Below are 23,897 nucleotides of genomic sequence, written 5' to 3' on the forward strand. Positions count from 1 at the left end.
GAACGCGCGGTATGCGCGGGTCAGACGGCGGCGGATGCCGCGACGGGGGCGTCGTCCTCGTACACGTTGAAGCGATAGCCCACGTTGCGCACGGTGCCGATGAGCTGCTCCAGGTCGCCGAGCTTCGCCCGAAGACGGCGCACGTGCACATCGACGGTGCGGGTGCCGCCGAAGTAGTCGTAGCCCCAGACCTCGCTCAGCAGCTGCTCGCGCGTGAAGACACGGGAGGGATGCGTGGCGAAGAAGTGCAGGAGCTGGAACTCCTTGTAAGTCAGGTCGAGCGGCTTGCCGTGCACCTTCGCCGAGTACGACGACTCGTCGATGGTGATGCCCGAGGTCTGGATGCGGGTCGAGACCTGGTCTGCGGTGCGCCGCCCCATGGCCAGGCGGATCCGGGCGTCGATCTCGGCGGGACCGGCGGCCACGAGCACGACGTCGTCGATGCCCCAGTCGGTGGAGACGGCGGTGAGGCCGCCCTCGGTGACGACCAGGATGAGCGGCGCCTCGATGCCGGTGGTCGTCATGATCTTGCACAGCGACTTCGCGCCGACCAGGTCGAAACGGGCGTCGACGAAGATCACGTCGGCGCTCGGAGCGTTCACCAACTGCGCCGCCTCGGCCGGGATCTGCCGGACACGGTGGCTCAGCAATTCGAGCGCGGGCAAGGCAGCTCCGCCGCCGGGGGCGGAGCTGAGTACCAGAAGCTGTGCCAAGAGAACCTCCCGTGCGGCGTGTCGCGCACCCGATCATCTTAGGGTGACGAGGCCGAAGCCCTCATCACCGGTGTCGCGCGTGCGCCGAGTCGAGGTCCTGCGCGATGATGGGGGCATGTCGACTCCCGACCTCGCTCCGCGCCGGACCATCGCCGGCGTCGTCGCGATCTGGGTGCTCGCCGCCGTGGCGGGCGTGGCGATCGGCCTGTTCGCTCCCGCGCCGTGGCGCGCGCAGTGGGTCGCGGTGGCCCTGGGCGGATGCGTGATCGTGGCGTTCGCTGTCCAGCTCTGGTACGGCCGTTCGCAGGCCTTCATCCAGCGGATGGCATTGAGTTCGGCGGGCGCTCTCGTGGTGCTCGCTGTCATCACCCTCGGTTTCGGTCTGGCTTCCCTCGTCTCGGGCTAGAGTTGGAACATGGACCTCCTCGCGCTCGAACTGTTCTTCGTGGGACTTCTCGGCCTCGCCTCGCTGGCGATCGCCTTCGTGTCCGGAACGGTCATCTGGAACCTCTACCGCGGCCAGCGCTGAGCGCGCCGTGATCGAGATCCCGACCGGTCTTCCGGCCGACCTCGTTCCCCTGTCGTGGCTCGTCGGCGTCTGGGAGGGCACCGGCGTGATCGATTACGACGCGGACGGTCGCACCTACTCGGGTGAGTTCGCCCACCGCGTCAGCTTCAGCCACGACGGCGGAGCCTTCCTCAACTACTCCGCCGACGCCTGGCTCCTCGTCGGCGACGAGCGGCGGCCGCTCGTGTCGGAGATCGGATACTGGCGGCTGTCCCGACCCGTCGGTGACGCCGACGCGGGCCCCGCGCTCCTGCCCGGCGTCGGCCCCGGTGTCACCCGCACGGCCGACGACGTCGAGGCACTGCGCAACGCCGACGGCGGCTTCGACATCGAGGTGAGCCTCGCCCACGCCGACGGCGTCCTCGAGCTCTACGTCGGACAGGTGAAGGGCCCCCGCATCGATCTGGCGACGGATGCCGTCGTGCGCACCGCCGGCGCCAAGCCGTACACCGCCGCGACCCGCCTGTACGGGCTCGTCGACAACCACCTCCTGTGGGCGTGGGACATCGCCGCCCTGGGGCGCGAGCTCGGCTCGCACGCCTCCGCGCGTCTCGCCCGGGCGGAGTGAGCATGGTCTCCCTCAGCGAGGTCCCCGGTGCCGTCGTCGACGAACGGGGCCTGCGTCACGTCGGGTCACCCGTCGCCGAGCAGCGACGTCTAGCGTCCGGGTCCGCCCTCGCGCCCCTCGGCGATCGTCGTGTCATCTCCGTCGCCGGAGAAGACCGCCGCAGCTGGCTGGACTCGCTGTCGTCTCAAGCGCTGACCCATCTCCCGGCGGGTGTGTCCACAGAACTGCTCATCCTCGATCCGCAGGGGCGCGTCGAGCATGCGGCCGCGGTCATCGACGACGGCGAGACGACGTGGCTCCTCGTCGATGCGTCCGACGCCGAGGCGCTGGCATCCTGGCTCACGCGTATGCGGTTCCGCCTGCGCGTGGAGGTGCGCGACCGCTCCGACGACCTGTTCGTCGTCGGTGGCACCCGTGCCGCCGTCGGGCAGCTGCGCACCGTCGCGCCCGTCTGGGTCGACCCGTGGCCCGAGGTGTCGCCAGGCGGCTGGGCCTACGCTCGCACCGAGCCGCATCCCGGCGCCGAGCGCGACTGGGCCGAGGCGATCGTGGATGCCGCGGAGTTCGAGCGGCTGATCGGCGCCGCGGCGCGGGGCGAGTCCGCGCTGGCGGGTCTGGATGCCGTCGAGGCGCTGCGCGTCGCCGCGTGGCGGCCGCGTGTCGGCGTCGACGCCGACGAACGGCTGCTGCCGCACGAGATGGATTGGCTGCGCACCGCGGTGCACCTGTCGAAGGGGGTGCTACCGCGGTCAGGAGACCGTGGCGAAGGTCCACAACCTCGGGCACCCGCCGCGTCGTGTGGTGGCGCTGCAGCTCGACGGCAGCGACAACGTGCTGCCCGCCCGCGGGGATGCCGTGCGTGCGGGCGACAGCGTGATCGGTGCGATCACGTCGGTCGCCGTGCATCACGAGGAGGGGCCGATCGCTCTGGCCCTGGTCAAGCGCACTGCTCCCGAGGGAGTGCCCCTCGTCGTCGACACCGCCGACGGCCCGCTCGCCGCCGCGGCTGAGACGGTCGTGCCCGCGGACGCCGGAGCGACCGCGGCCGTCCCGCGGTTGCCGCGCCTCGGACGCCGGCGCGCGACGGAATGACCGGCGACGACGCCTCGACGACCGTCGGGGTCGTCGTCCCCCGCTCGCGCCTGCGGTCCACGCTCGGCCGACGCGTGGTGCGGGTGCGCGAGTCGCTCCCCGCGATCTCGCAGATCGTCGTCGCCGCGACCGCGGCGTACGCGTTCGCCCACTTCGTGCTCGGACATCAGGTGCCGCTGCTGGCGGCGACGGTGACGGTGTCGAGCCTCGGGCTCGTGCGGGACGCCCGTCCCTGGCGGGTGGCCGAGACGGTGATGGGCATGCTGGTCGGCATCCTCATCGCCGAGGTCGTCCTCGTGACGGCGGGCACCGGCTGGTGGCAGATCGCGGTCGCGATGACGGTGACGATGCTGGTGGCGCGCTTCCTCTCCCCGCAGCCGGCGTTCGCCCTCGCCGCGGTGGTGCAGTCGCTCATCGCCCTCGTGCTCGTCACGGGCGTGCCGTTCCTCCGGCTGGTCGACGGCGCCATCGGCGGGCTGGCCGCGCTCATCGTCACCGCTCTCATTCCGCGGACGCTGCGACGCACCGAACTGCGCGATGCCGACGAGCTTTTCGACGCGCTCGACGTCGCGATGTCGACCATCGTGCGGGCGCTGCGCAAGGGGGATCGTGCACGGGCGGAGAGGGGCCTCGAGCGTGCTCGGTCGCTGCAGACGTACGTCGACGCGTGGAGCGGGTCGCTCGAATCGGGGCGCGAGGTGGCGCGCATCTCGCCGTTCCTCCGCCACCAGCGCACCGAGTTGCAGCGCCACGAGCGGGTGCGCGGGGCGATGGACCTGACCACCCGCAACCTGCGGGTCGTCGCCCGGCGCGCCGCGTACTTGTGCGCCGACGGTGAGACCCGGCCTGTGCCGGCCGACCTGCTCTCCGAACTCGCCCGCGGCGCCGCGCTGGTGCGCGACTGCCTCGACGACATCTCCGCCGAGCCGGCGGCGCGAGCCGCGCTGGTCGCGATCACCCGTCGACTCGACCCGGCCGCCCTGCTGCCGGACGGCGGTGTCGGCGAGCTCAACCTCGTCGCCGCGATGCGTCCGCTCGCGGTCGACCTGCTGACGGCGGCCGGCATGCCGTCGGCGGAGGCGCGGGCGCTGCTGCCGCGGATCTGACGCTCCGCGGGGGCTCCGGCGTCCGGAAGACGTCCACCGCGACGCCTGACAGGAGGGTGCATCGGCCCGCGCGGTCAGCGCGGCGCCACGGCGTCCCACGCGACGCCGACCTCGCCGAGTCGCCAGCGATCGCGCCGGACGAGCGGCCAGCCGGCATCCGCCATCGCCTGCATCGCGGTACGCCAGCGGTGCGCGGCGCCGAAAGGAGCCACCACCGCGGCGCGCCTCCATTCCCGTTCGAGGGATGCCACGAACGCGTGCACCCGTTCGCCCTCGACGTTGCGATGGATCAGCGCCTTGGGCAACCGCTCGGCGGCGACCACGGGGGAGTCCAGGCCCGCCAGCCGCAGGGAGACGGTGAGACTGCGCGGCACGGCATCCGCTCCCACCTCCACCCATGTCACGATCCGCCCGATCTCATCGCACGTGCCCTCGACGAGGATGCCGTCGGGTTGAAGGCGTGCGCACATACGGGCCCAGGCGTCGGCGACGTCCGGCTCGTCGTACTGACGCAGGACGTTCATCGCCCGGATGACCGCGGGTCGACGCCCGCGGTCGGTGGGGACCTCGAAACCGCCGCGGGCGAACGAGACACCGGCGACCCCGGCGGCCTGCGCGCGGGCGCGGGCGACCCGGTCCGCGTCGATCTCGAGGCCGAGCACCGTGGCATCCGGTCTCTCGCGCGTCAGGCGCGCGTGCAGTTCCAGCGGGGTGACGGCACTCGCACCGAATCCCAGATCGACGACGAGCGGATCGTCGGTCCGGCGCAGCGCCGGATGCCGGGCGATCCAGCGATCGACGCGGCGGAGGCGGTTGACCCCGGTCGTGCCGCGGGTGGGCCGGCCGACGGGGGAGGAGCTCACTCCCGACATGATGCCAGTCGCGGCTGCGGGCCGATGCCCGCGCGTCGATAGCATGGACCCATGCCTCACACGCTGATCCTCCTCCGCCACGGGCAGAGCGAGTGGAACAAGACCAACCAGTTCACCGGCTGGGTCGACGTGCGACTCACCGACCAGGGCAAGGCCGAGGCGAAGCGCGGCGGCGAGCTGCTCGCCGAGTCCGGCGTGCTCCCCGACGTGCTGCACACCTCTGTGCTCAGCCGTGCCATCCAGACCGCGAACATCGCCCTCGACGCCGCCGACCGCCTGTGGATCCCGGTCAAGCGGTCGTGGCGCCTGAACGAGCGTCACTACGGTGCCCTGCAGGGCAAGGACAAGGCGCAGACGCTCGAGGAGTTCGGCAACGAGCAGTTCATGCTGTGGCGTCGTTCGTTCGACGTGCCGCCGCCGCCCCTGCCCGCCGACGACCAGTACAGCCAGGTCGGCGACCCCCGCTACGTCGGCATCGACGGCGAGGTGCCCGACACCGAGTCGCTGAAGATCGTCATCGACCGCATGCTGCCGTACTGGCACAGCGACATCGTGCCCGACCTGCAGGCCGGCAAGACGGTGCTCGTGACCGCGCACGGCAACTCGCTGCGCGGCCTCGTCAAGCACCTCGAGGGCATCAGCGACGCCGACATCGCGGAGCTGAACATCCCCACCGGCATCCCGCTCGTCTACCGGCTCAACGACGACCTCACCCCGGTCGGCCCGGGCGAGTACCTCGACCCGGAGGCCGCCGCGGCCGGTGCCGCTGCCGTCGCCGCGCAGGGCAACAAGCACTGACACCGTCACGAAGAAGGGGGTGGATGCCGACCGGCATCCACCCCCTTCTTCGACTCCGCGTCAGATGACCGGCGACGGCTCGTGCGCGGACTCGTCGTCGGCGCCGGCCCAGTCGCCGGTGGCGAGGTAGATGACCTTCTTCGCCACCGAGACGGCGTGGTCGGCGAAACGCTCGTGGTAGCGGCTGGCGAGAGTCGCGTCGACCGTGGCCGTGGCCTCGCCCTTCCACGAGTCGCCCAGGACCTTCTCGAACACGCTGAGGTGCAGTTCGTCGATGTCGTCGTCGGCGTCGCGGATCGACTCGGCGATGCGCAGGTCCTGCGTGCGCAGCAGTTCCGCGAGCTTGCGGGCGACCTCGACGTCCAGCTCGCCCATGCGCGTGAAGGTGCTCTTCAGCCCCTTGGGGATCGCGCGCTCGGGGAAGCGCGAGCGCGCGAGCTGAGCGATGTGCTCGGCCATGTCGCCCATGCGCTCGAGCGACGCGCTGACGCGCAGGGCGGTGACCACGATGCGCAGGTCGCGGGCCACGGGCTGCTGGCGCGCGAGGATCTCGATGGCCAGCTCGTCGAGCTCGACGGCCTTGTCGTCGATGATGGCGTCGGCCTCGATGACTTCTTCCGCGAGGGCGACGTCACTCGTGCCGAAAGCGCGGGTGGCGCGGTCGATCGCGATCGTCACCAGGTCGGCGATCTCGACCAGGCGACTCTGAACGTCCTCGAGGGACTGGTGGAATACTTCGCGCATGGCGGGTACCTTCCTCGTCGGCGGCACGGCACGCAGATGTCCCGCAACCCTCGGGGATTCTTCCCAGCGAAGGTTAACGAGCGGTGCTGTGACAGTGAATAGTAGCCCCTGCGCGCCCGCCGGCGGGGGTGAACGGCGGGTGAAGCCACAGGCTCGCGTTTACGCTGGAGCAATGGAACAACCGCAGCTCGCGCTGCTCTCGCTCCTTGCCGGTCTCCTCATCGGAGCCGCGGTGGTCGGCCTCGTCGTCGGCGCGCTGCGGGCCCGTGACCGCTCCCTGGCTGAGACGTCCGTCGACGTGCCGGAGGGCGTGGATGCCGTGCTCGAGGCGATGGACGACCCCGCATTCGTGTGCGACATGTCCTCGACGGTGCTGGCATTGTCGCCCGCCGCCCGGGTGTTCGGCCTGCAGACCGGGGAAGTGGTCGCCAGTGACGATCTCAAGCGCGTGACCCGTCTCGCGCGCGACACCGGCGCCGGCGTCGCGGAGAACCTGCGGCTGCGCCGCGGAGCCGCTCCCGCCGAACCGCGGCTGGTCGCGGTGCGGGCGACCTCCATCTCGGGCCGGCTGACCCTCGTGGTCCTCCGCGACATCACGGAGCGCGAGCGGGTGGAGGAGATGCGCCGGGATTTCGTGGCCAACACCAGCCACGAGCTGAAGACGCCGGTGGGTGCGGTGAGTCTGCTGGCCGAGGCGATCGAATCCGCTGCCGACGACCCCGACCAGGTGCGCCATTTCGCCACGCGCATGCAGGCGGAGGTGGCCCGGTTGAGCGCGCTGGTCACTCGCATCCTGAGTCTGTCGCGCCTGCAGGCCTCGGAGGAGCTGCGCGAGGTGCGCGACGTGTCGATCGACGAGGTCGTCACCGCCGCGGTCGAGGCGCACACCGTGCAGGCCGATTCGGCGCAGGTCGTCGTGGTCCGCGGCGGCACCAAGGGTCTGTGGGTGCGCGGGGAGCCGCAGATCCTCACGGAGGCCGTCGGCAACCTCATCGCCAACGCCATCGCCTACTCGCCGAAGGGCTCGAAGGTCGGGGTGGGGATCAAGCTCGACGCCGACGTCGTGGAGATCGCCGTCACCGACCGCGGCATCGGCATCCCCGAGAGCGATCAGCACCGGGTGTTCGAGCGGTTCTACCGGGCCGACCAGGCGCGGTCGCGCCGCACCGGCGGCACCGGACTGGGCCTGTCGATCGTCAAGCACGCCGTGCAGCGCCACGGTGGCGAGGTCCGGCTGTGGTCGCGCCCCGACCGGGGTTCGACCTTTACCATCCGCCTTCCTCTGTCCGAGACCCCGGATCTCGACATCGTCAAACCGAAACAGCGTCGCAAGGGCCGCAAGGCTGTCGCGTCGACTGCCGTACCCGTGAAAGAAGACACCGCATGACCCGCGTTCTGATCGTCGAGGACGAGCCCGACCTGGCCGACCCGCTGGCCTACCTGCTGCGGCGGGAGGGCTACGAGGTCGAGATCGCCGAGGACGGCGCCCTCGCTCTCACGGCGTTCCGCGAGCGCGGCGCCGACATCCTGCTGCTGGATCTCATGCTTCCCGGGATGCCGGGCACCGAGGTGTGCCGGCAGCTGCGGCTGACCTCGCAGGTGCCGATCATCATGCTGACCGCGAAGGACTCCGAGGTCGACATCGTGGTCGGACTCGAGCTCGGAGCCGACGACTACGTCACCAAGCCGTACTCGACGCGCGAACTGCTGGCCCGCATGCGCGCGGTGCTGCGTCGACGCACTCCGGAGGACGCCGACCTCGACGACCGGGTGCTGGCCGCCGGTCGGGTGACCCTCGACATCGACCGCCACACGGTCGCGGTCGACGGCGGAGAGATCAACATGCCGTTGAAGGAGTTCGAGCTCCTCGAGGTACTCATGCGCAACGCCGGACGCGTGCTCACGCGCGGTCAGCTCATCGACCGGGTCTGGGGCACGGACTACTTCGGCGACACCAAGACGCTCGACGTGCACATCAAGCGCATCCGCTCGCGCATCGAGCAGAACCCGAGCGAGCCGAGCATGCTCGTGACCGTGCGCGGATTGGGGTACCGCTTCGAGGCGTGATCAGCGCAGACGACGAAGGCGCCGACGGAAGTCCGTCGGCGCCTTCGTCGTCGTCCCGATCAGTCGGCCGGGGTCGGCGTGGCCGTCGGGGTGGGCGTGGCGGTGTTGGTCGGGATCGGGGCGATCGAGACGGTCGCCTCCGGCGTCGGCGCGAGCGGCGCGAGGTACTCGAGGGCGCCGTCGAGGACGGGGACCTGGATCAGGGAGCCCTCGCCGTCGCCGGACTGGAAGTACACCGGCACGGTGGAGCCGGGGACGGCGTCGATGTCGTCGAGGCGGAGCGGCGCGACATCGCTGACGGGGTCGCCGAGGCTGAGGGTGCGACCGGCCGGCACGTTGAGCGCGGCACGGACGGCGGAGGAGCCCTCGCCGACCTCGATGCGCAGTTCCACCTGCTCGGCGGTGTCGTTCACGATGGCCGCGACGAGGTTGCCGGTCGTGCCGTCGTCGTTGGCGACGATCAGGGCGTTGCGGACCGCCAGAGGCCCGGACTCGGCGGGGACGTTCACGCCGTCCGAGGCCGAGTACTCGATCGTGGTCGCCTGCGGAGCGATGAGGTTGCACCCCGTCGTGCCCAGCAGAACAGCGGCACCCACGGCCATGGACGCGATGAGGCGCGTTTTCACGGATCCTCCAAGATCGACGGACGGCATCCCTCTCATCCTACGGGGTCCGCGGCGACGGTCCGGGTCGTCGCCGCGCGCGCCCGCGCGCCCCCGCCCGCGCGGGGCCGCGCGGCGCGCACGGGAGGGGGAGGAGCACAGGGAGGGCCGAACCTTAGCGCATGCGGGCCTGTGGTATCCTGGATGTTGCCGAAAGGACATAACTCCATGCTTTTTGAGGTTGGCGAGACCGTCGTTTACCCGCACCATGGCGCGGCCACGATCATCGAGGTCAAAGAACGCGTCATCAAGGGCGAGACGAAGAAGTACCTGAAGCTCAACGTCACGCAGGGAGACCTCGTCATCGAGGTCCCGGCCGACAACGTCGATCTCGTCGGCGTTCGCGACGTGATCGGCAGGGAGGGTCTCGACCGCGTGTTCGAGGTGCTGCGCGCGCCCTTCACCGAGGAGCCGACCAACTGGTCGCGCCGCTACAAGGCGAACCTCGAGAAGCTGGCGTCGGGCGACGTGATCAAGGTCAGCGAGGTCGTGCGCGACCTCTGGCGTCGCGATCAGGACCGCGGTCTGTCCGCCGGTGAGAAGCGCATGCTCGCCAAGGCGCGTCAGATCCTCGTGTCGGAGCTGGCGCTCGCCGAGAAGACCGACGAAGACCGCGCGAGCGTCGTGCTCGACGAGGTCCTCGCGTCCTGATCTGCTCGGGTGTCGCCGTCGCGCTAGCGTGAGCGGGTGACTCTCACCCCTGTGCCGCGCCTCGCTGTCATCGTCGTCGCCGCCGGGTCCGGTACCCGCCTTCGCGGCGGGGCGCCGAAAGCGTTCGTGGGTCTCGGGACGCGATCGATCCTGCATCGTTGCCTGCTCGGCGTCTTCGCGGGGCCGCTCGCGCAGGTCGTCGTCGTCGTTCCCGAGGGGTACGAGGGCGATGCCCTCACCGATGCCCGGGATGCCGCGGGCCCCGCCGCCGATCTGCTCACCGTCGTGACCGGCGGTGCCACCCGTCAGCAGTCGGTTTCGGCTGGTGTCGCGGCGCTGTGGGCGGATGTCGCGGTCGTGCTCGTTCACGACGCCGCGCGCGCGCTGACTCCCCCCGCGGTGTTCGAGCGTGTCGCCGCGGCCGTCGACGCGGGCGCCGCGGCCGTCATCCCGACGCTGCCCGTGGTCGACACCATCAAGCGGGTGGATGCCGACGGCCGCGTGGTCGGCGGTGTCGACCGCTCCGAGCTGGCCGCCGCGCAGACCCCCCAGGGATTTCGGCGGGCCGTCCTCGAGGAGGCGCTCAGCGGTGCCGAGACGGACCACACGGACGACGCCGCGGCCGTCGCGGCAGCGGGTCACGCCGTCGTCACGGTGGCCGGCGACGAGGCGTCGTTCAAGATCACGACGGCCCCCGACCTCGAGCGCGCCCGGTCGATGATGCAGGGCGCGCCCGCGGCATCCGCTCCGCCGACGCCCCGCGACCTCCTGCCGCGCGTGGGGATCGGCACCGACGTGCACGGCTTCGGCGGCGAGGGGACCCTCTGGCTCGCCGGCCTCGAGTGGCCGGGGGAGCAGGCCCTGTCGGGGCACTCCGACGGTGACGCCGTGGCGCACGCGATCGTCGACGCGCTGCTGGCGGCGGCCGGTCTCGGCGACATCGGCACCCACTTCGGCACCGATCGCCCCGAGTTTGCCGGCGCCCACGCCGAGGCCTTCCTGGCCCACACGGTGGGTCTGCTGGCCGCGGCGGGCTGGCGGGTCGGCAACGTCTCCGTGCAGGTGCAGGCCAATCGTCCGCGCTTCGCCGCGCGCCGTGTGGAGGCCGAGCAGGCGCTCTCGCAGGCGCTGGGGGGAGCGGCGGTGTCGGTCAGCGCCACCACCACCGACGGCCTCGGGTTCACCGGCCGGACCGAGGGCGTCGCCGCCTTCGCCACGGCCCTCGTCGTGCCCGCTTAGAGCTCGCGGGTCATGAAGGTCGACAGCGGGTCGGGCACGTACGGCGGGAACGCCTCGCACTCGCGGAACCCCTCGCTGGCGTACAGACCGCGCGCCGCGGCGAAGTCGTCGGTGCTCCCCGTCTCGAGCCACAGACTCCGGATGCCGCGCTCCGCGGCATCCTCCATGATGTGCCGCAGCATCGCCCGGCCGATGCCCTGCCCGAGGAAGCGCTGGACCACGCGCATCGACTTCAGCTCCGCGCGCTCGTGCCCCAGGTCTTTGCACGCGCCGATCCCGGCGAGCTCGTCGTCGACCCACGCCGACCACACGGTGATGCCGTCGGCCATGAGACGGTCCGCGTCGAGGGCGTGCACGCTCTCGGCGGGGGTGTTCTCGAGCATGGCCGCCATGTGCGCCGCGACCAGGGCGCGGGTCTCGGCACCGGTGAGATCGTCGGGACGGATGAGCAGCGGCATACCGGCACCGTATCGGCCGCGTGTTTCCCCCAGGTGTCGGCCATGGGGTGGCCGGTAGGCTTGAGCAGTGACTGTTCGGCTGTACGACTCGAAGGCGCAGGATCTGCGCGACTTCGTCCCTCTCGACCCCTCGAACGTCACCGTCTACGTCTGCGGCCCCACCGTGCAGTCGGGTCCGCACATCGGGCACGTGCGCGCGGCGCTCGCGTTCGACCTCCTGCGCCGCTGGCTGACGCACCGCTACGGTCGGGTCACGTTCGTGCGCAACGTCACCGATATCGACGACAAGGTCCTGGCCAACGCCACCGCCGAGGAGCCGTGGTGGGCGCTGGCCTACCGCATGGAGCTCGAGTTCTCGCGGGCGTACGCCGCCATCGGCATCCTTCCCCCGACCTACGAACCGCGCGCGACGGCCTCGGTGACGCAGATGCAGGAGCTCATCGCCGAGCTCATCGACCGCGGCCACGCCTACCCGGCAGCGGGCGACGTGTATTTCGACGTGCGGTCGTGGCCCGCCTACGGCGAGCTCACCCGGCAGAGTCTGGATGCCATGGAACCCGCCGCCGACGCCGATCCCCGCGGCAAGCGCGATCCTCGCGACTTCGCGCTGTGGAAGGGCGCGAAAGAGGGCGAGCCCGCCTCGGCCACCTGGTCCTCGCCGTGGGGCACGGGGCGGCCCGGCTGGCACATCGAGTGCTCGGCGATGTCGCGTCGCTACCTCGGTCCGGAGTTCGACATCCACGGGGGCGGCCTCGACCTGCGTTTCCCCCACCACGAGAACGAGATCGCGCAGTCGACCGCTGCGGGTGACGCCTTCGCCCGCTACTGGGTGCACAACGGCCTCGTGACCGTCGACGGGCAGAAGATGTCGAAGTCGCTCGGGAACTTCACCCTCGCCGCCGACGTGCTCGCGGACCACGACCCGCGGGTCGTGCGCTACGCCCTCGCCGCGGCGCACTACCGGTCGAACCTCGACGTCTCCGACCGCGCGTTCGCCGAGGCGGCCAGTGCGCTCGACCGGATCTCGACCTTCCGCGAGCGCGTGCTCCGCGCCACCGACGCCGACCCGCTCGCGGCCGTGCCGGGCGAGGTGCCCGCCGACTTCGCCGCCGCCATGGACGACGACCTCGGCGTGCCGCAGGCTCTCGCGGTGCTGCACGAGACCGTCCGGGCGGGCAACGCCGCCATCGACGGCGGAGACACGGGGGCCGCGCTCGCGGCGCACCGTGCGGTCGTCGCGATGCTCGGCATCCTGGGTCTGGATGCCGTCGAGCCCGCCGTCGCGACCGGATCGACAGACGCGGCGCTCGACGCCCTCGTGCAGGAGATGATCGCGCAGCGCGCCCGCGCCCGCGCCGACAAGGACTGGGCGGCTGCCGATCGCATCCGCGATGCCGTCGCCGCCGCAGGAATCACGCTGGAGGACACTCCGGCCGGAACGCATTGGAGTATCGATGGCTAAGCCTGGACGCCCGGGAGCACGCAACCCCGGCAAGAAGAAGGGACCCCTCAAGGGCACCGGCGGACACTCCCGCAAGGCGCTCGAGGGACGCGGACCCACCCCGAAGGCCGAGGACCGCGCCTGGCACCCCGCCGGTAAGCGCAAGGCCGCCGAGGAGCGCTATGCCGCAGCGGGCGGCAAAGGTCGCCCCGGCGTCCGCGCGGTGGGTAGCAACAGCAACCGCAAGAGCCCCAAGGCGTCCGACGACACCGAGACGGTCACCGGTCGCAACTCGGTGCTCGAAGCACTGCGGGCGAAGATCCCCGCCACCGCGATGTACATTGCGCAGCGCGTGGAGATGGACGACCGCGTGAAGGAGATGCTGTCGATCGCGACGAACCGCGGCATCCCGGTGCTCGAGGTCACGCGTCCCGAGCTCGACCGCATGGCGGGCTTCGACGGCGTGCACCAGGGCGTGGCGCTCAAGGTACCGCCGTACACCTACGCGCACCCGCAGGACCTGCTCGAGCAGATCCTCGACCGCGGCGAGCTGCCGCTGCTCGTCGCGCTCGACGGCGTCACCGACCCGCGCAACCTCGGCGCGATCATCCGCTCCACCGGTGCGTTCGGCGGTCAGGGTCTCATCATCCCGCAGCGTCGCTCGGCCAGCGTCAACTCCGCCGCCTGGAAGACCAGCGCCGGCGCCGCGGCCCGCATCCCCGTCGCCCTCGCCGCGAACCTCACCGCGACGCTGAAGGAGTTCAAGAAGCAGGGCGTGTTCGTACTCGGCCTCGACGGCGACGGCGACGTGTCCCTGCCTGCGCTCGAGCTCGCCGATCGCCCCGTCGTGATCGTGGTCGGCTCCGAGGGCAAGGGCCTGTCGCGCCTGGTCACCGAGACCTGCGACCAGGTCGTCTCGATCCCCATCTCCACAGCGACCGAATCGCTCAACGCCGGCATCGCGGCATCCGTCGCCCTGTATCAGGTGTCGACGCTGCGCGGCGCGCGCTGATCCGCCCTGAGGAAGGAAGAAGCATGACCCGCATCGCCGTCATCGGAGGCACCGGCTACGCCGGCAGCCACATCGTCGCCGAGGCCGTCCGCCGCGGCCACACGGTGGTCTCGATCGCCCGCTCGGTGCCCACCGAGCGCATCGAGGGGGCCACCTATCTCGAGGGCACCGTCCTGGACGTTCCCGGCCTGGTCGCCCAGCTCGAGGGCGTGGAGGTCGTCGTCTCGGCTGCCGCTCCGCGCGGCGACATGGCGGGCAAGCTCCGTCCCGCGATCGCCGAGCTCGCGACGGCGCTGCCCGAGGGCGTCCGCCTGGGCGTCGTCGGCGGCGCCGGCGGGTCGCTGGTGGCCGAGGGCGGACCCCGCCTCATCGACACCGACGGCTTCGCCGAGGAGTACAAGCCCGAGGCGCGCGAGGCCATCGGCATCCTCGAAGACCTACAGGCCGACGACACCGGCCGTGACTGGTTCTACGTGCATCCCGCCGGTGGGTTCGGCTCGTGGGCACCGGGGGAGCGCACCGGCTCCTACCGCGACGGCGGCGACGTGCTCGTCGTCGACGACAACGGCGACTCCTTCATCGGCGGGGCCGACTTCGCCGTGGCGATCCTCGACGAGATCGAGGACCGGAAGCACACGCGGGAGCGTTTCACCGTCGGCTACTGAGCGTTCCGCGCGGCGCGAGGCCGTGGCATCCCGAGTTCTCTCCGGATGCCACGGCCTCGGGCGTTCCGGAGTCACGTCACGGCGCGGCTCGGCGGTGGCGCGTCGCGAGATCACACGATCCGCGCGACGTCACAGGATGCGCGGGGCAGCGACCGTGTGACCGTGTGATCTGGTGCGGGGTCCCGCGCTCGAGGCGGCGACTCAGACGAGGTCGCGCCAGTCGACCAGGTCGGTGTCGGTGGTGGGGACCTCGCCCGTGGCGGGGGCGTCGGAGTCGGAGACGGTGGGGATCGACATCGTGTCGGTGGGCGGGCCCATCACGGTCGCCTCGTCGCGCCGATGGCGCAGGACGTCGTCGATGTAGCTGCTGACCACCTCGGCCAGGGGCACGGAACGGCCGCGCGCCTGCGACATGTACCACCGGTGCTCCAGCACCTGGTGGAACACCTCAGCGGGTTCGAGCTTCGCGCGCAGGTCCCACGGGATGGCCATGACGATCGGTTCGAAGACGCGAGTGAGCCATTCGTGGGCCACCATCTCCTCGTCGGCGCCGAGGCGCGACACGCGCGCCCGGAACTCGTCGAGGTCGTTGAGCAGGCGACGCGCCTGATTCTCCTCGACATCGAGTCCGGTCAGGCGCAGCAGGCGTCGCTGGTGGTGCCCGGCATCCACGACCTTCGGCTGGATCGACACCTGCGTGCCATCGCTGGCTGTGCGGATGGACATCTCGCCGATGTCGAAGCCGAGGGCGTTCAGACGGTGGACGCGCTCGGTGATGCGCCACGACTCGTCGACGGCGAACGACTCCTTGTCGGTGAGGGCGCCCCAGAGGGAGTGGTACGAAGACACCAGACCGTCGGCGATGGCGATGGCATCCACACCGCCCTCCAGTCGGCCGCCGGCCTCGAGGTCCATGATCTCGCCCGCGATGTTCGTCCGTGCGATGTCGAGATCGTGCGCCCGCTGGCCGGGGCTCAGGCGGTTGCCGTGCAACTCGCCCGTCTCGGCGTCCACCAGGTAGGCGGCGAACTCCCCGGCGTCGCGGCGGAACAGCGTGTTCGACAGCGACACGTCACCCCAGTAGAAGCCGACGTTGTGCAGGCGCACCAGGAGGACGGCCAGGGCGTCGACCAGGCGCGTCGCCGTGTGCGGGCGCAGCACCTGCGTGAACAGGGCGCGGTAGGGGAGCGAGAACCGGAGGTGCGCGGTCACGAGGGCGGCCGGCAGGGGGCGCCCCGAGGCGTCGGTGCGCCCGGCGATCACGGCCACGCGGTCCACGCACGGGGCGGCGAGCCTGTCGAGGTTGCCGAGCATGTCGTACTCGCGGCGTGCCATCTCCTCCGTCGTCTCCTTGATGGCGACGACCCGGCCCGACAGGTTCGCGAAGCGGACGAGGTGGCGGGAGATGCCCTTGGGGAGGGCCACGATGTGGCTGCTCGGCCAGTCGCCGAGCCCCGTCGACCAGGGCAACTGCAGAAGGCCCGGGTCGACCGAGCTGGCGGTGATGCTGAGGGATTCGGACACGAGGCCTCCGAAAAGTGCGGCGCGCCCCCGGCCCCGAGGAATCGGGGACCGGAGACGCGCCGGGTCGATGAGTGGATCAGGCCGAGGCGATGGCCCGGTCGGTCAGGCGGTCGCCCGACTCGAGGTCGAACACGTGCACGTGTCCGGGGACCGGCGCCAGAACGACCGTCTCACCGGCGTTCGGGTGACGGCGACCATCGACGCGCGCGACCAGGTCGGTGCGCTTGCCGTTGATGTCGGTGTGACCGTAGAGGTACCCGTCGGCGCCGAGCTCCTCGACGAGGTCGACGACGACCTTGAGGCCACGGCCGTCGGCGGGAGCCACCTGGATGTCTTCCGGACGAACGCCGATGGTCACTTCGGAGCCGTGCGCCTTGCCGATGGTGTCGGCCTCGACCGGGACCACGAGGTCGCCGAAGCGGACGCCGCCCTCGGCCAGGTCGGCGGTGAAGAGGTTCATCGCGGGGGAGCCGATGAAGCCGGCCACGAAGACGTTCTTGGGGGTCTCGTACAGGTCGCGCGGGGTGCCGACCTGCTGGAGGATGCCGTCCTTGAGCACCGCGATGCGGTCGCCCATGGTGAGGGCCTCGGTCTGGTCGTGCGTGACGTACACCGTGGTGACACCGAGACGACGCTGCAGCGACGCGATCTGCGTGCGCGTCTGGACGCGCAGCTTGGCGTCGAGGTTCGACAGCGGCTCGTCCATGAGGAACACCTGCGGCTGGCGGACGATCGCGCGGCCCATGGCGACGCGCTGACGCTGACCACCCGAGAGTGCCTTCGGCTTGCGCGTGAGGTACTGCTCCAGGTCGAGGAGCTTGGCGGCCTCGAGCACGCGCGCCGCGCGCTCCTCCTTGCCGACACCGGCGATCTTGAGCGCGAAGCCCATGTTCTCGGCGACGGTCATGTGCGGGTACAGCGCGTAGTTCTGGAAGACCATCGCAATGTCGCGGTCCTTGGGCGGCACGTCGGTCACGTCGCGGTCGCCGATGAGGATGCGGCCCGAGTTGACCTCTTCGAGGCCGGCCAGCATGCGCAGCGACGTGGACTTTCCGCAGCCGGAGGGGCCGACGAGAACCAGGAACTCGCCGTCGGCGACGTCGAGGTTCAGCTTGTCGACCGCGGCACGGGTGCCACCGGGGTACAGACGGGTTGCGTTGTCGAATGTGACGGACGCCATTGTTTCTTCTCCTTCACCGGCAGGTACGTGCCGGACGATCCGTAGTGAATGGAAAACGGGGGCGACCCCGTATGCGCGCGACAGTGCACGCAGGGTCAGTATGGCACGTGTCTGGTCATTTCTCAGCCAGCCTGGCTACCATCGGTGCTCGTTCGCCCACCCGTGCGGACCCCCATTTCTTACGGCGAACGGCCGTGCCCGGAAGGTTTCATGTCCCACGACTCCTCAGCGAATTCGCCCGCCGAACGCGATCGTCGCGAGGCGGTGCGCGAGAAGGCGCAGCAGGTCAAGGCGAAGCAGACGCGCTGGCGGATCGCGCGGCGATCCGCGATCGCCGTCGGTGCGGTCGCGGTGATCGGCATCGGCGCCGCGGGCGTCTCCGCCGCTCTCACGTCCCACGAGGGCCGATCGCAGGCGCTGCCGGATGCGGCCGCCGACGACGGCTTCCTCGTCACCACCGCGTCGCAGGTGGCGAACCCCCTGGCCGATCAGACCGTCGACGGGACGGCGGCCACCATGGCCGCGCAGGCGTCGGCGACCCCCACGGCCGAGCCCACGCCCGAGCCGACCACCACGGCCGCACCCGTCGACATCCGCGTCTACGTCGACTACCTCTCGCCCGAAGCGCGAGAGTTCCAGTCCGCCAACGCCTCCCAGCTGTCGAAGTGGGTCGGCGACGACGCCGCCACCCTCACCTACTATCCGGTGGCCATGCTCACGTCCAAGTCGAACGGCACGAAGTACAGCCTGCGTGCGGCCGGCGCCGCCGCGTGCGTCGCCACGCATGCGTCGGATCGCTTCTTCGCCTTCAATCACGAACTCCTCACCAACCAGCCCGCGGTGGACACCGACGGCTACAGCGACCAGCAGCTGGCCGACATGGCGCAGGGGGCGGGCGTGAGCGACGTTCCGACCGTGCGCTCGTGCATCGAGGACGAGACCTACACCGGCTGGGCGAAGGCCGCCACCGACCGTGCGATCAAGGGACTCCCCGGCACGAAGGGACAGGCGCTCACCGCCACAGCGACCGTGCTGGTGAACGGGACGCCCTACGTCGGGAACATGGATGACGCGAAGGAGTTCGCGCAGTTCGTGCTGACCGTCGACAGCAACGCGTACTACTCGACCGCCACCCCCACTCCGTCGACCACCCCCGCGGGCTGATCGAATCCCTCGCGGTCGCGACTGTGTGCGATTCTGGAGTCATGGACGACGAGCTCGAGGACTCCCCGCCGCGGCGGTCCCGTGGTCAGCTGGAGGCCTGGGTGCAGGAGTTCCGCGATCAGGGGCATGTCGTCGCGGGGAGCATCAAAGTGGTCGAGCAAGAGGATGCCGACGGTCAAGACACCGGCCTCGTCGTCATGACGCTGTCGAACGCCGCGGCGGCGGTGTACATGCAGCCGAAGGGGTACGACGAGCCCCTCTGGGAGGCGACGCTCACCGCGCGCCCCGATGACCTCACACTGTCACCGCACGAGATGGCCAGCCTCGCGGCCGAGATCGTCGTTGCGGGCAATCTGTGCTCGTTCCTCCAGTTCAAGTCGCTGGACTGGGATCGCCGCAGCGGCAGACACGACGAGTGAACGGCCCCGGGTCCTAGACTCGTCATCCGAGACGCTTCACGGCGTCCCGCCGGCTTGGCGCAATTGGTAGCGCACCGTACTTGTAATACGGGGGTTGCAGGTTCGAGTCCTGTAGCCGGCACGCATTGTTTTTTCGGGGGGCGGTGCGACGTTGGTGCATTCGTAACGTGGGCGACGCATGCATTGCGTACTTTGGTTCAGCGACTGTTCGACACCCCGTCGCCGAAAGTCTGGAGCTGCACGTGACCGACATTTCTCGACGGGCCGCGATGTCCCTCTTCCTGCTGGTTCCGGTGGCCGCCGTCGCGGCGTGCGCTCCGGACGGCGGCCCCGAGCCCGCCCCGGAATCCCCGTCGGCGCTGCCCACCAGCGACGTCGGCGTCATCGCGCCTGCGGCGGCGACCACACCGCCGCAGATCCCCGACGCCGGGGGCGTGTTCGGGCCCACCGGTCAGCACTGGCCGTCGCGGACGCCCCGGCCGTACGACGCATTCGACGCCAGCGTCGAATGCGAGTGCTCCTGGGAGGACATCGCCGCGGCGATCGCAGCCGTCGACGCCGCTGCCCCGGACGGGGCGGCGCGCGTCCTGGTGCGCCCGGGCACGCTGGTGGGAAACGGTGCGGGATCGACGTCCGAAGCGGTGCTGGAGAAGATCGGACGGGAGGGCCGTGCGTCGCGCGTCCTGGTGATCCCGCGCGACGGCATCGGGTCGGTGACCCTGGACGGATCCATCCGGATCGACGCCGTCGTCGGGGTGGCGTTCGCGGGATTCTGGTCCTTCCCGCGGAGCGTCGTCCTGACCTCGACGCGGGACTTCGCATGGGCGTGGTCGAAGGGGCAGGCTTTCAACATCACCTCCGGCGCCAGCGGTCCCAGCGATGACGTGGAGCTCGTGGAGTGCGTGACTCCCGAGGCGTCCTCGGGCGACTCCGACACCTGGGCGTTCCGCACGGCCGACAACCCGTACAGCAACCTGAGCGTGCGCGGGTGCTATCTCGCCCCGACGTACAAGCCCGATGGCTCATCGGCCCACTGCGACACCCTGCAGCTGTCCGGCAACTCCGACAAGGAGGGCCTCCTTATGGAGGACACTGTGCTCTTCGCCTCGACGAACGCGGGCTTCATCCCCTCCGCGGGGGCGGACGGGCGTGGTGTTCGACCACAGTCTGCTGGTGGGCGGAGATCGGATGCTCGAGCGCTATCCGCTGCCCGACGGGGCCAACGACTTCACGTCGGGCCTGCCGGCCGCCGTCAACGCCGCCGGGTCGGTCGATCAGATGAGCGCGAAGGATTCCGTGTTCGTCGGCGGTGTGCGGGGCACCTTCCTGGAGGTCGAGAATTCGACGATCTCGGCCGCGGAGCCTCCCGAGGCGACCAGCGGGTCGTTCACGTCCGATCCCTCTCTGCGAGACATCGACGCGGAGTGGCTCGAGGCGAACGCGCCGATGCCGACGGACGAGCGTCTCGCGCAGATCTGGGTTCTCCGGTGAGCCGAGGAACGGGCGGTCCCGAGGTCGCCGTCGCGCTGGCCTCCGACAGCGTCATGAGCCTCGGTCTGGCGGCAGCGACGCAGTCGGTGTGCCGCCGCGTCCAGGAGCACGGCGGCCGCGCGACCGTCTACGTCGTTGACTGCGGTGTTCCCGCTCGCGCTCGTCGCCGCATCGCCGCCTCCGCCGCGAAGGCGGGCGGCCGCGTGGAGTGGCTGCCGGTGCAGGGTGCGGCAGCCAGCCTGCTGCGCCAGCTCAGCACCTCGTCCTCGCGTCCGTACCCACCCGCCGCCTACGCTCGGCTGCTGCTGCCCGCGCTGCTGCCCCCCTCGCTCGAGAGGGTCGTCTATCTGGACGCGGACATGGTCGTGCGGCACGACATCCTTCCCCTGTGGCGGGAACCGTTCGACGGTGATGTCCTCTTCGCCGTGCGTGATCTTCCTCTCGACAACGGCAACGCGGCGAGAATCGCCCGCACGGTCGATCAGAAGAAGTACCCGTACAGTGCCGAGAACACCTATTTCCAGTCGGGGCTGCTGGTCATCGACCTCGCCACCTTCCGCGCGGAGAAGATCGCCGAGAAGGCATTCACCTTCCTCGCGGAGCACCCCACCATGCAGTTCCCCGATCAGGATGCCCTGAACGCCCTGCTGTCGACGAGGACGCGGCTGATCGATCCTCGGTGGAACCAGATGACCGCGGTCTTCGCCTACCCGCACTCTCCGATCGAGCCGTCCCCCTTCGAGCCCGACGAGCTGTCCGCGCTGCAGGAGGACCCGCACATCGTCCATTACTCGGGCCGCCCCAAGCCCTGGGAGCAGGGGTGCGAGCACCCTCTCGTCGACGAGTGGTTCGACTCGCTGGACGATACGTCGTGGCGCGGGTGGCGGCCGAACCTGAAGAGCACCGTTCTGTCGAAGATCCCGCGTGCCGTCCGCGTCGCCCGGAAGAAAATAGCCCGACTCCGGAGGATTCATTAGCCAGTAGGCGGTCGTATCCACGATTTTTTGTCGGCGTAACGCGGGGCGATGTTTCGTCGATTAAATTATGTCTATGACCGACATCAGCCGGAGGTCTTTCATTGGACTCCTCTCCGCCGTTCCCCTCGTAGCCGCATCGACGGTCGCTGCCCCGCAGGGTGCGTTCGCCGCCACTTCCACGCTGTACTCCGACACCTACGGACCGGACGGTTCGCACTGGCCGAGCCGAACCCCGCGCCCGACCGACACGTTCGTCAAGACGATCGAATGCGACTGCAATTGGACGGCGATCGGGAACGCCATCACGTCGCTGAAGGACGTCTCGAAGAACGACAACGTGCGCATCCTGGTCCGCCCGGGGCGCCTGGCGGGCAACGGTGCCGGGTCTTCCTCGCGTCCCGTGCTGGAGCGGATCGGGCAGACCGGCCGCGGTCGCCGCATCCTGATCATGCCCCGCGACGGATCGCAGAGCATCACCTTCGACGCCTCCATCCGCATGGACCGCGTCTCCGGCGTGAGCTTCGTGGGGTTCTGGACGTTCCCCTCTTCGTTGGTCCTCACCGGTGTGTCCGACTTCGCCTGGGCCTGGTCGAAGGGGCGTGCGTTCAACGTCTCGACGAACAGCACGGCCGCCGTGTCGGATGTCGAGTTCGTCGAGTGCGTGACGCCCGAATCGCAGCTCACCGAGTCCGACGCGTGGGCGTTCCGCACGGCCGGGTCCACGGTGACGAATCTCTCCGTGGTGGGCTGCTACATCGCGTCGATGTACAAGCCGGAGGGTTCGACGGCGCACCTCGACACGCTGCAGTTGTCCGGCAGCCACTCGCTGAAGAACGTCGTCATGGAGGACACGGTGATCTTCGCGTCCACGAATGCGGCTTTCATTCCCACGGAATTGGCGACCGGAGTCCGTTTCGATCATTCCCTGCTCGTGGCCGGGGCCTCGATGCTCAAGCGGTATCCGCTGCCCGCCGGGTCGAAATTGTCTTCTGTTTACCCGCAAGCCGCCAACGGGTCGGGAACCAATGGCGTTCTGTCCGCGCGGGACTCCATTATGATCGGATCAGTCCCGGGGGTGTGGGCGGCCGTCGAGAATGCACACACCTCTGCGGCGAAGACATATGCAAATTCCGGGGGATGGACGTACGACCCCACGCTGTCGGATGTCTCCTCCGCGTGGTTGGATTCGCGTACGCCGATGCCTACAGACGAATACCTGAGGTCCGTGTGGAAAATCTGACTGCATCCCCGCCGCGGCGGCGAAGGTTACGCCGCGGTGAGACGAGGTCTTCGTGAGCATCGTTCGTCGTCTGGCGAAGCCTCTGCAGTCGGAACGGCTCATCCGCTCCGTCGATCGGGTTCTCATCCGGTCGCGCCCGCGCCCCGGCGGGACGAACCACGTCCTGCTCGCTCCGCCGGGTCGGGGCAACATCGGCGACCAGGCCCTCGTCGAGGCTTTCGTCGAGGCAGTCGACGGGCCCGTCGTGGTGCTGACCCGCTCCACCCGCGACTTCGACGTCCCGGCGGCGCTCGCCTCCCGCATGCGCCTGGTTCCCCTGCCCGCTCTCGTCTACGGCTCCGCCGTGGGTCATGCCCGTGACGTGCGGACGCTCACGAAGGAACTGGGCTCGGCGCGGTCGTTCTCGGTGATCGGCGCCGACATCATGGACGGCGCCTATGTGCTCCGCGCGTCGGTCAATCGCGCCGCTCTCGCCGAGCGCCTGGCCCGGCTGGGGTGGCCCACCCGCATCGTGGGCTTCAGCTGGAACTCCGCTCCGCACGCGCGCGCCGTCCAGGCGCTTCGGCGCGCCGGCGATGCGGGCGTGCGCCTCTACCTCCGCGACCCCCGGTCCGCCGCGCGGGCCCGCGCCGACGGGCTCCCCGTCATCGACAGCGCTGACATCGTCTTCTCGGCGTCGTCGCGCGACGACGGCATCGTGCAGCGCCTGCTGCCCGACCTGGGCGACGGACGACTCGCCCTCGTGAACGCCTCCGGTCTGGTCGGCGACCGGCTGCCCGCCTACGGCCGGGTGATCGAGGCGCTGCGGGCTGCGGGCCACACGGTGCTGGTCGTGCCGCACGTGTCCCGTCACGGAGCCGACGACCTGCCGCTGTGCGAGGCCCTCGTCGAGGCCGCAGGCGATCCGCAGGTCCAGCTCGTCCCGCGCCTGCTCGCCCCGACCGAGATCCGCGGCCTGGCCGCGCGCGCAGCGATCACCGTGACGGGCCGCATGCACCTCGCGGTGATGTCGCTCATGGCGGGCACGCCGGCGGTGACCGTGGCGACCCAGGGCAAGGTCGAGGGGCTGATGGACCTGTTCGGCGCGCCGGAACTGTGCGTGTCGCCGGGGTCGTCGTTCGACGCCGATCTGACCACGGCGGTCGCTACAGTGATCGAACGGGAGGGCGAGCTGCGCTCGCGGATCCTGGCCGCACGCGACGACGTCCGGCGGTTGTCCGAGCGCAATGTCGAAGGTCTGTGACGG

25 protein-coding genes, 1 tRNA gene and 1 pseudogene are annotated in these 23,897 nt (G+C 70.4%); 19 read left to right on the forward strand and 8 right to left on the reverse strand.

Annotated features, from left to right (window positions below):
• Positions 1–20 precede the first annotated feature (20 nt).
• Positions 21–713 (reverse strand): response regulator transcription factor, encoded by a 693-nt coding sequence (locus tag QE392_RS09295; protein WP_307450927.1) that lies wholly within the window; start codon positions 711–713, stop codon positions 21–23.
• Between the two features lie 115 nt (positions 714–828).
• On the opposite strand from QE392_RS09295, the gene QE392_RS09300 reads away from it, so the two are divergent.
• From QE392_RS09300 to QE392_RS09315, 4 genes and pseudogenes are all read left to right on the forward strand, one after another.
• Positions 829–1,119, forward strand: coding sequence for a hypothetical protein (locus QE392_RS09300; RefSeq protein WP_307450929.1), 291 nt, complete (start codon positions 829–831; stop codon positions 1,117–1,119).
• 130 nt (positions 1,120–1,249) lie between these two features.
• Positions 1,250–1,849, forward strand: coding sequence for an FABP family protein (locus tag QE392_RS09305; RefSeq protein WP_307450931.1), 600 nt, complete (start codon positions 1,250–1,252; stop codon positions 1,847–1,849).
• Positions 1,850–1,851: 2 nt separating this feature from the next.
• Positions 1,852–2,941: pseudogene (ygfZ, locus tag QE392_RS09310) on the forward strand (CAF17-like 4Fe-4S cluster assembly/insertion protein YgfZ).
• Positions 2,938–4,047 carry an FUSC family protein gene (locus QE392_RS09315; RefSeq protein WP_307450933.1) on the forward strand — a complete coding sequence of 370 codons (1,110 nt, stop codon included), beginning with the start codon at positions 2,938–2,940 and terminating at the stop codon, positions 4,045–4,047. The pseudogene ygfZ and the gene QE392_RS09315 overlap by 4 nt, the downstream one beginning before the upstream one ends.
• A 74-nt stretch (positions 4,048–4,121) precedes the next feature.
• Here QE392_RS09315 and QE392_RS09320 read toward each other — a convergent pair whose 3' ends face one another.
• Positions 4,122–4,919, reverse strand: coding sequence for a class I SAM-dependent methyltransferase (locus QE392_RS09320; protein WP_307450935.1), 798 nt, complete (start codon positions 4,917–4,919; stop codon positions 4,122–4,124).
• Between the two features lie 51 nt (positions 4,920–4,970).
• On the opposite strand from QE392_RS09320, the gene QE392_RS09325 reads away from it, so the two are divergent.
• Positions 4,971–5,717: a phosphoglyceromutase gene (locus QE392_RS09325; RefSeq protein WP_307450937.1), complete on the forward strand. Its 747-nt coding sequence runs from the start codon at positions 4,971–4,973 to the stop codon at positions 5,715–5,717.
• Between the two features lie 60 nt (positions 5,718–5,777).
• On the opposite strand, the gene phoU is transcribed toward QE392_RS09325, so the two are convergent.
• Positions 5,778–6,461, reverse strand: coding sequence for a phosphate signaling complex protein PhoU (phoU, locus tag QE392_RS09330; protein WP_307450939.1), 684 nt, complete (start codon positions 6,459–6,461; stop codon positions 5,778–5,780).
• Between the two features lie 172 nt (positions 6,462–6,633).
• Between phoU and QE392_RS09335 the strand changes: the two genes are divergently transcribed.
• Entirely contained in the window at positions 6,634–7,848 is a 1,215-nt protein-coding gene (locus tag QE392_RS09335; RefSeq protein WP_307450942.1) for a sensor histidine kinase, read from the forward strand.
• Positions 7,845–8,528, forward strand: coding sequence for a response regulator transcription factor (locus tag QE392_RS09340; RefSeq protein WP_307450943.1), 684 nt, complete (start codon positions 7,845–7,847; stop codon positions 8,526–8,528). The genes QE392_RS09335 and QE392_RS09340 overlap by 4 nt, the downstream gene beginning before the upstream one ends.
• 59 nt (positions 8,529–8,587) lie before the next feature.
• On the opposite strand, the gene QE392_RS09345 is transcribed toward QE392_RS09340, so the two are convergent.
• Entirely contained in the window at positions 8,588–9,154 is a 567-nt protein-coding gene (locus tag QE392_RS09345; protein WP_307450945.1) for a DNA modification methylase, read from the reverse strand.
• A 204-nt stretch (positions 9,155–9,358) separates the two neighbouring features.
• Between QE392_RS09345 and QE392_RS09350 the strand changes: the two genes are divergently transcribed.
• Positions 9,359–9,841: a CarD family transcriptional regulator gene (locus QE392_RS09350; RefSeq protein WP_058233016.1), complete on the forward strand. Its 483-nt coding sequence runs from the start codon at positions 9,359–9,361 to the stop codon at positions 9,839–9,841.
• A 36-nt stretch (positions 9,842–9,877) separates the two neighbouring features.
• Positions 9,878–11,080, forward strand: coding sequence for a 2-C-methyl-D-erythritol 4-phosphate cytidylyltransferase (gene ispD / locus QE392_RS09355; protein WP_307450948.1), 1,203 nt, complete (start codon positions 9,878–9,880; stop codon positions 11,078–11,080).
• Here the strand turns inward: ispD and QE392_RS09360 are convergent.
• Positions 11,077–11,538, reverse strand: coding sequence for a GNAT family N-acetyltransferase (locus QE392_RS09360; protein WP_307450949.1), 462 nt, complete (start codon positions 11,536–11,538; stop codon positions 11,077–11,079). The two genes, ispD and QE392_RS09360, sit on opposite strands and share 4 nt — an antisense overlap.
• 67 nt (positions 11,539–11,605) lie before the next feature.
• On the opposite strand from QE392_RS09360, the gene cysS reads away from it, so the two are divergent.
• From cysS to QE392_RS09375, 3 genes are read left to right on the forward strand one after another with little or no spacing between them, the layout of a single operon-like run.
• Positions 11,606–13,000, forward strand: a complete 1,395-nt coding sequence (gene cysS, locus QE392_RS09365) for a cysteine--tRNA ligase (protein WP_307450951.1) — start codon at positions 11,606–11,608, stop codon at positions 12,998–13,000.
• Positions 12,993–13,991 carry a 23S rRNA (guanosine(2251)-2'-O)-methyltransferase RlmB gene (gene rlmB / locus QE392_RS09370; protein ID WP_307450954.1) on the forward strand — a complete coding sequence of 333 codons (999 nt, stop codon included), beginning with the start codon at positions 12,993–12,995 and terminating at the stop codon, positions 13,989–13,991. The genes cysS and rlmB overlap by 8 nt, the downstream gene beginning before the upstream one ends.
• A 23-nt stretch (positions 13,992–14,014) precedes the next feature.
• A complete protein-coding gene (locus QE392_RS09375) occupies positions 14,015–14,656 on the forward strand; it encodes an NAD(P)-dependent oxidoreductase (RefSeq protein ID WP_307450956.1) in 642 nt (213 codons plus the stop codon).
• A 201-nt stretch (positions 14,657–14,857) separates the two neighbouring features.
• Here the strand turns inward: QE392_RS09375 and QE392_RS09380 are convergent, their stop codons facing one another.
• Both QE392_RS09380 and QE392_RS09385 read right to left on the reverse strand, forming a co-directional pair.
• Complete coding sequence (locus tag QE392_RS09380) at positions 14,858–16,180, reverse strand: DUF4032 domain-containing protein (RefSeq protein ID WP_307450958.1); 1,323 nt, start codon at positions 16,178–16,180, stop codon at positions 14,858–14,860.
• 76 nt (positions 16,181–16,256) lie between these two features.
• Positions 16,257–17,360 carry an ABC transporter ATP-binding protein gene (locus QE392_RS09385; RefSeq protein ID WP_307328694.1) on the reverse strand — a complete coding sequence of 368 codons (1,104 nt, stop codon included), beginning with the start codon at positions 17,358–17,360 and terminating at the stop codon, positions 16,257–16,259.
• A 210-nt stretch (positions 17,361–17,570) separates the two neighbouring features.
• On the opposite strand from QE392_RS09385, the gene QE392_RS09390 reads away from it, so the two are divergent.
• From QE392_RS09390 to QE392_RS09400, 3 genes are all read left to right on the forward strand, one after another.
• Positions 17,571–18,524, forward strand: a complete 954-nt coding sequence (locus QE392_RS09390) for a DsbA family protein (protein ID WP_307450961.1) — start codon at positions 17,571–17,573, stop codon at positions 18,522–18,524.
• A gap of 41 nt (positions 18,525–18,565) precedes the next feature.
• The gene (locus QE392_RS09395; RefSeq protein ID WP_307450963.1) at positions 18,566–18,943 is read left to right on the forward strand and encodes a hypothetical protein; all 378 of its coding nucleotides are present in this window, start codon (positions 18,566–18,568) and stop codon (positions 18,941–18,943) included.
• A gap of 48 nt (positions 18,944–18,991) precedes the next feature.
• Positions 18,992–19,064 (forward strand) — tRNA-Thr (locus tag QE392_RS09400).
• A 330-nt stretch (positions 19,065–19,394) separates the two neighbouring features.
• Here QE392_RS09400 and QE392_RS09405 read toward each other — a convergent pair.
• Complete coding sequence (locus QE392_RS09405; protein ID WP_307450967.1) at positions 19,395–19,880, reverse strand: hypothetical protein; 486 nt, start codon at positions 19,878–19,880, stop codon at positions 19,395–19,397.
• Between the two features lie 215 nt (positions 19,881–20,095).
• On the opposite strand from QE392_RS09405, the gene QE392_RS09410 reads away from it, so the two are divergent.
• From QE392_RS09410 to QE392_RS09425, 4 genes are all read left to right on the forward strand, one after another.
• The gene (locus tag QE392_RS09410) at positions 20,096–20,434 is read left to right on the forward strand and encodes a hypothetical protein (RefSeq protein WP_307450970.1); all 339 of its coding nucleotides are present in this window, start codon (positions 20,096–20,098) and stop codon (positions 20,432–20,434) included.
• Positions 20,431–21,411 (forward strand): glycosyltransferase family 8 protein, encoded by a 981-nt coding sequence (locus QE392_RS09415; protein ID WP_307450973.1) that lies wholly within the window; start codon positions 20,431–20,433, stop codon positions 21,409–21,411. Before QE392_RS09410 ends, QE392_RS09415 begins: the two co-directional genes overlap by 4 nt.
• Before the next feature lie 73 nt (positions 21,412–21,484).
• Entirely contained in the window at positions 21,485–22,651 is a 1,167-nt protein-coding gene (locus QE392_RS09420) for a hypothetical protein (RefSeq protein ID WP_307450974.1), read from the forward strand.
• Between the two features lie 52 nt (positions 22,652–22,703).
• Complete coding sequence (locus QE392_RS09425; RefSeq protein ID WP_307450977.1) at positions 22,704–23,894, forward strand: polysaccharide pyruvyl transferase family protein; 1,191 nt, start codon at positions 22,704–22,706, stop codon at positions 23,892–23,894.
• The last annotated feature ends 3 nt before the right edge of the window (positions 23,895–23,897 follow it).

The organism is Microbacterium proteolyticum (assembly GCF_030818075.1).
Lineage (GTDB): Bacteria > Actinomycetota > Actinomycetes > Actinomycetales > Microbacteriaceae > Microbacterium > Microbacterium proteolyticum_A.

Coding starts and splice junctions, on each gene's coding strand:
- QE392_RS09300 (WP_307450929.1), top strand. CDS start 829: ATGTCGACTCCCGACCTCGCTCCGCGCCGGACCATCGCCGGCGTCGTC.
- QE392_RS09315 (WP_307450933.1), top strand. CDS start 2,938: ATGACCGGCGACGACGCCTCGACGACCGTCGGGGTCGTCGTCCCCCGC.
- QE392_RS09320 (WP_307450935.1), bottom strand. CDS start 4,919: ATGTCGGGAGTGAGCTCCTCCCCCGTCGGCCGGCCCACCCGCGGCACG.
- QE392_RS09325 (WP_307450937.1), top strand. CDS start 4,971: ATGCCTCACACGCTGATCCTCCTCCGCCACGGGCAGAGCGAGTGGAAC.
- phoU (WP_307450939.1), bottom strand. CDS start 6,461: ATGCGCGAAGTATTCCACCAGTCCCTCGAGGACGTTCAGAGTCGCCTG.
- QE392_RS09335 (WP_307450942.1), top strand. CDS start 6,634: ATGGAACAACCGCAGCTCGCGCTGCTCTCGCTCCTTGCCGGTCTCCTC.
- QE392_RS09340 (WP_307450943.1), top strand. CDS start 7,845: ATGACCCGCGTTCTGATCGTCGAGGACGAGCCCGACCTGGCCGACCCG.
- QE392_RS09350 (WP_058233016.1), top strand. CDS start 9,359: ATGCTTTTTGAGGTTGGCGAGACCGTCGTTTACCCGCACCATGGCGCG.
- QE392_RS09360 (WP_307450949.1), bottom strand. CDS start 11,538: ATGCCGCTGCTCATCCGTCCCGACGATCTCACCGGTGCCGAGACCCGC.
- rlmB (WP_307450954.1), top strand. CDS start 12,993: ATGGCTAAGCCTGGACGCCCGGGAGCACGCAACCCCGGCAAGAAGAAG.
- QE392_RS09375 (WP_307450956.1), top strand. CDS start 14,015: ATGACCCGCATCGCCGTCATCGGAGGCACCGGCTACGCCGGCAGCCAC.
- QE392_RS09385 (WP_307328694.1), bottom strand. CDS start 17,360: ATGGCGTCCGTCACATTCGACAACGCAACCCGTCTGTACCCCGGTGGC.
- QE392_RS09390 (WP_307450961.1), top strand. CDS start 17,571: ATGTCCCACGACTCCTCAGCGAATTCGCCCGCCGAACGCGATCGTCGC.
- QE392_RS09395 (WP_307450963.1), top strand. CDS start 18,566: ATGGACGACGAGCTCGAGGACTCCCCGCCGCGGCGGTCCCGTGGTCAG.
- QE392_RS09420 (WP_307450974.1), top strand. CDS start 21,485: ATGACCGACATCAGCCGGAGGTCTTTCATTGGACTCCTCTCCGCCGTT.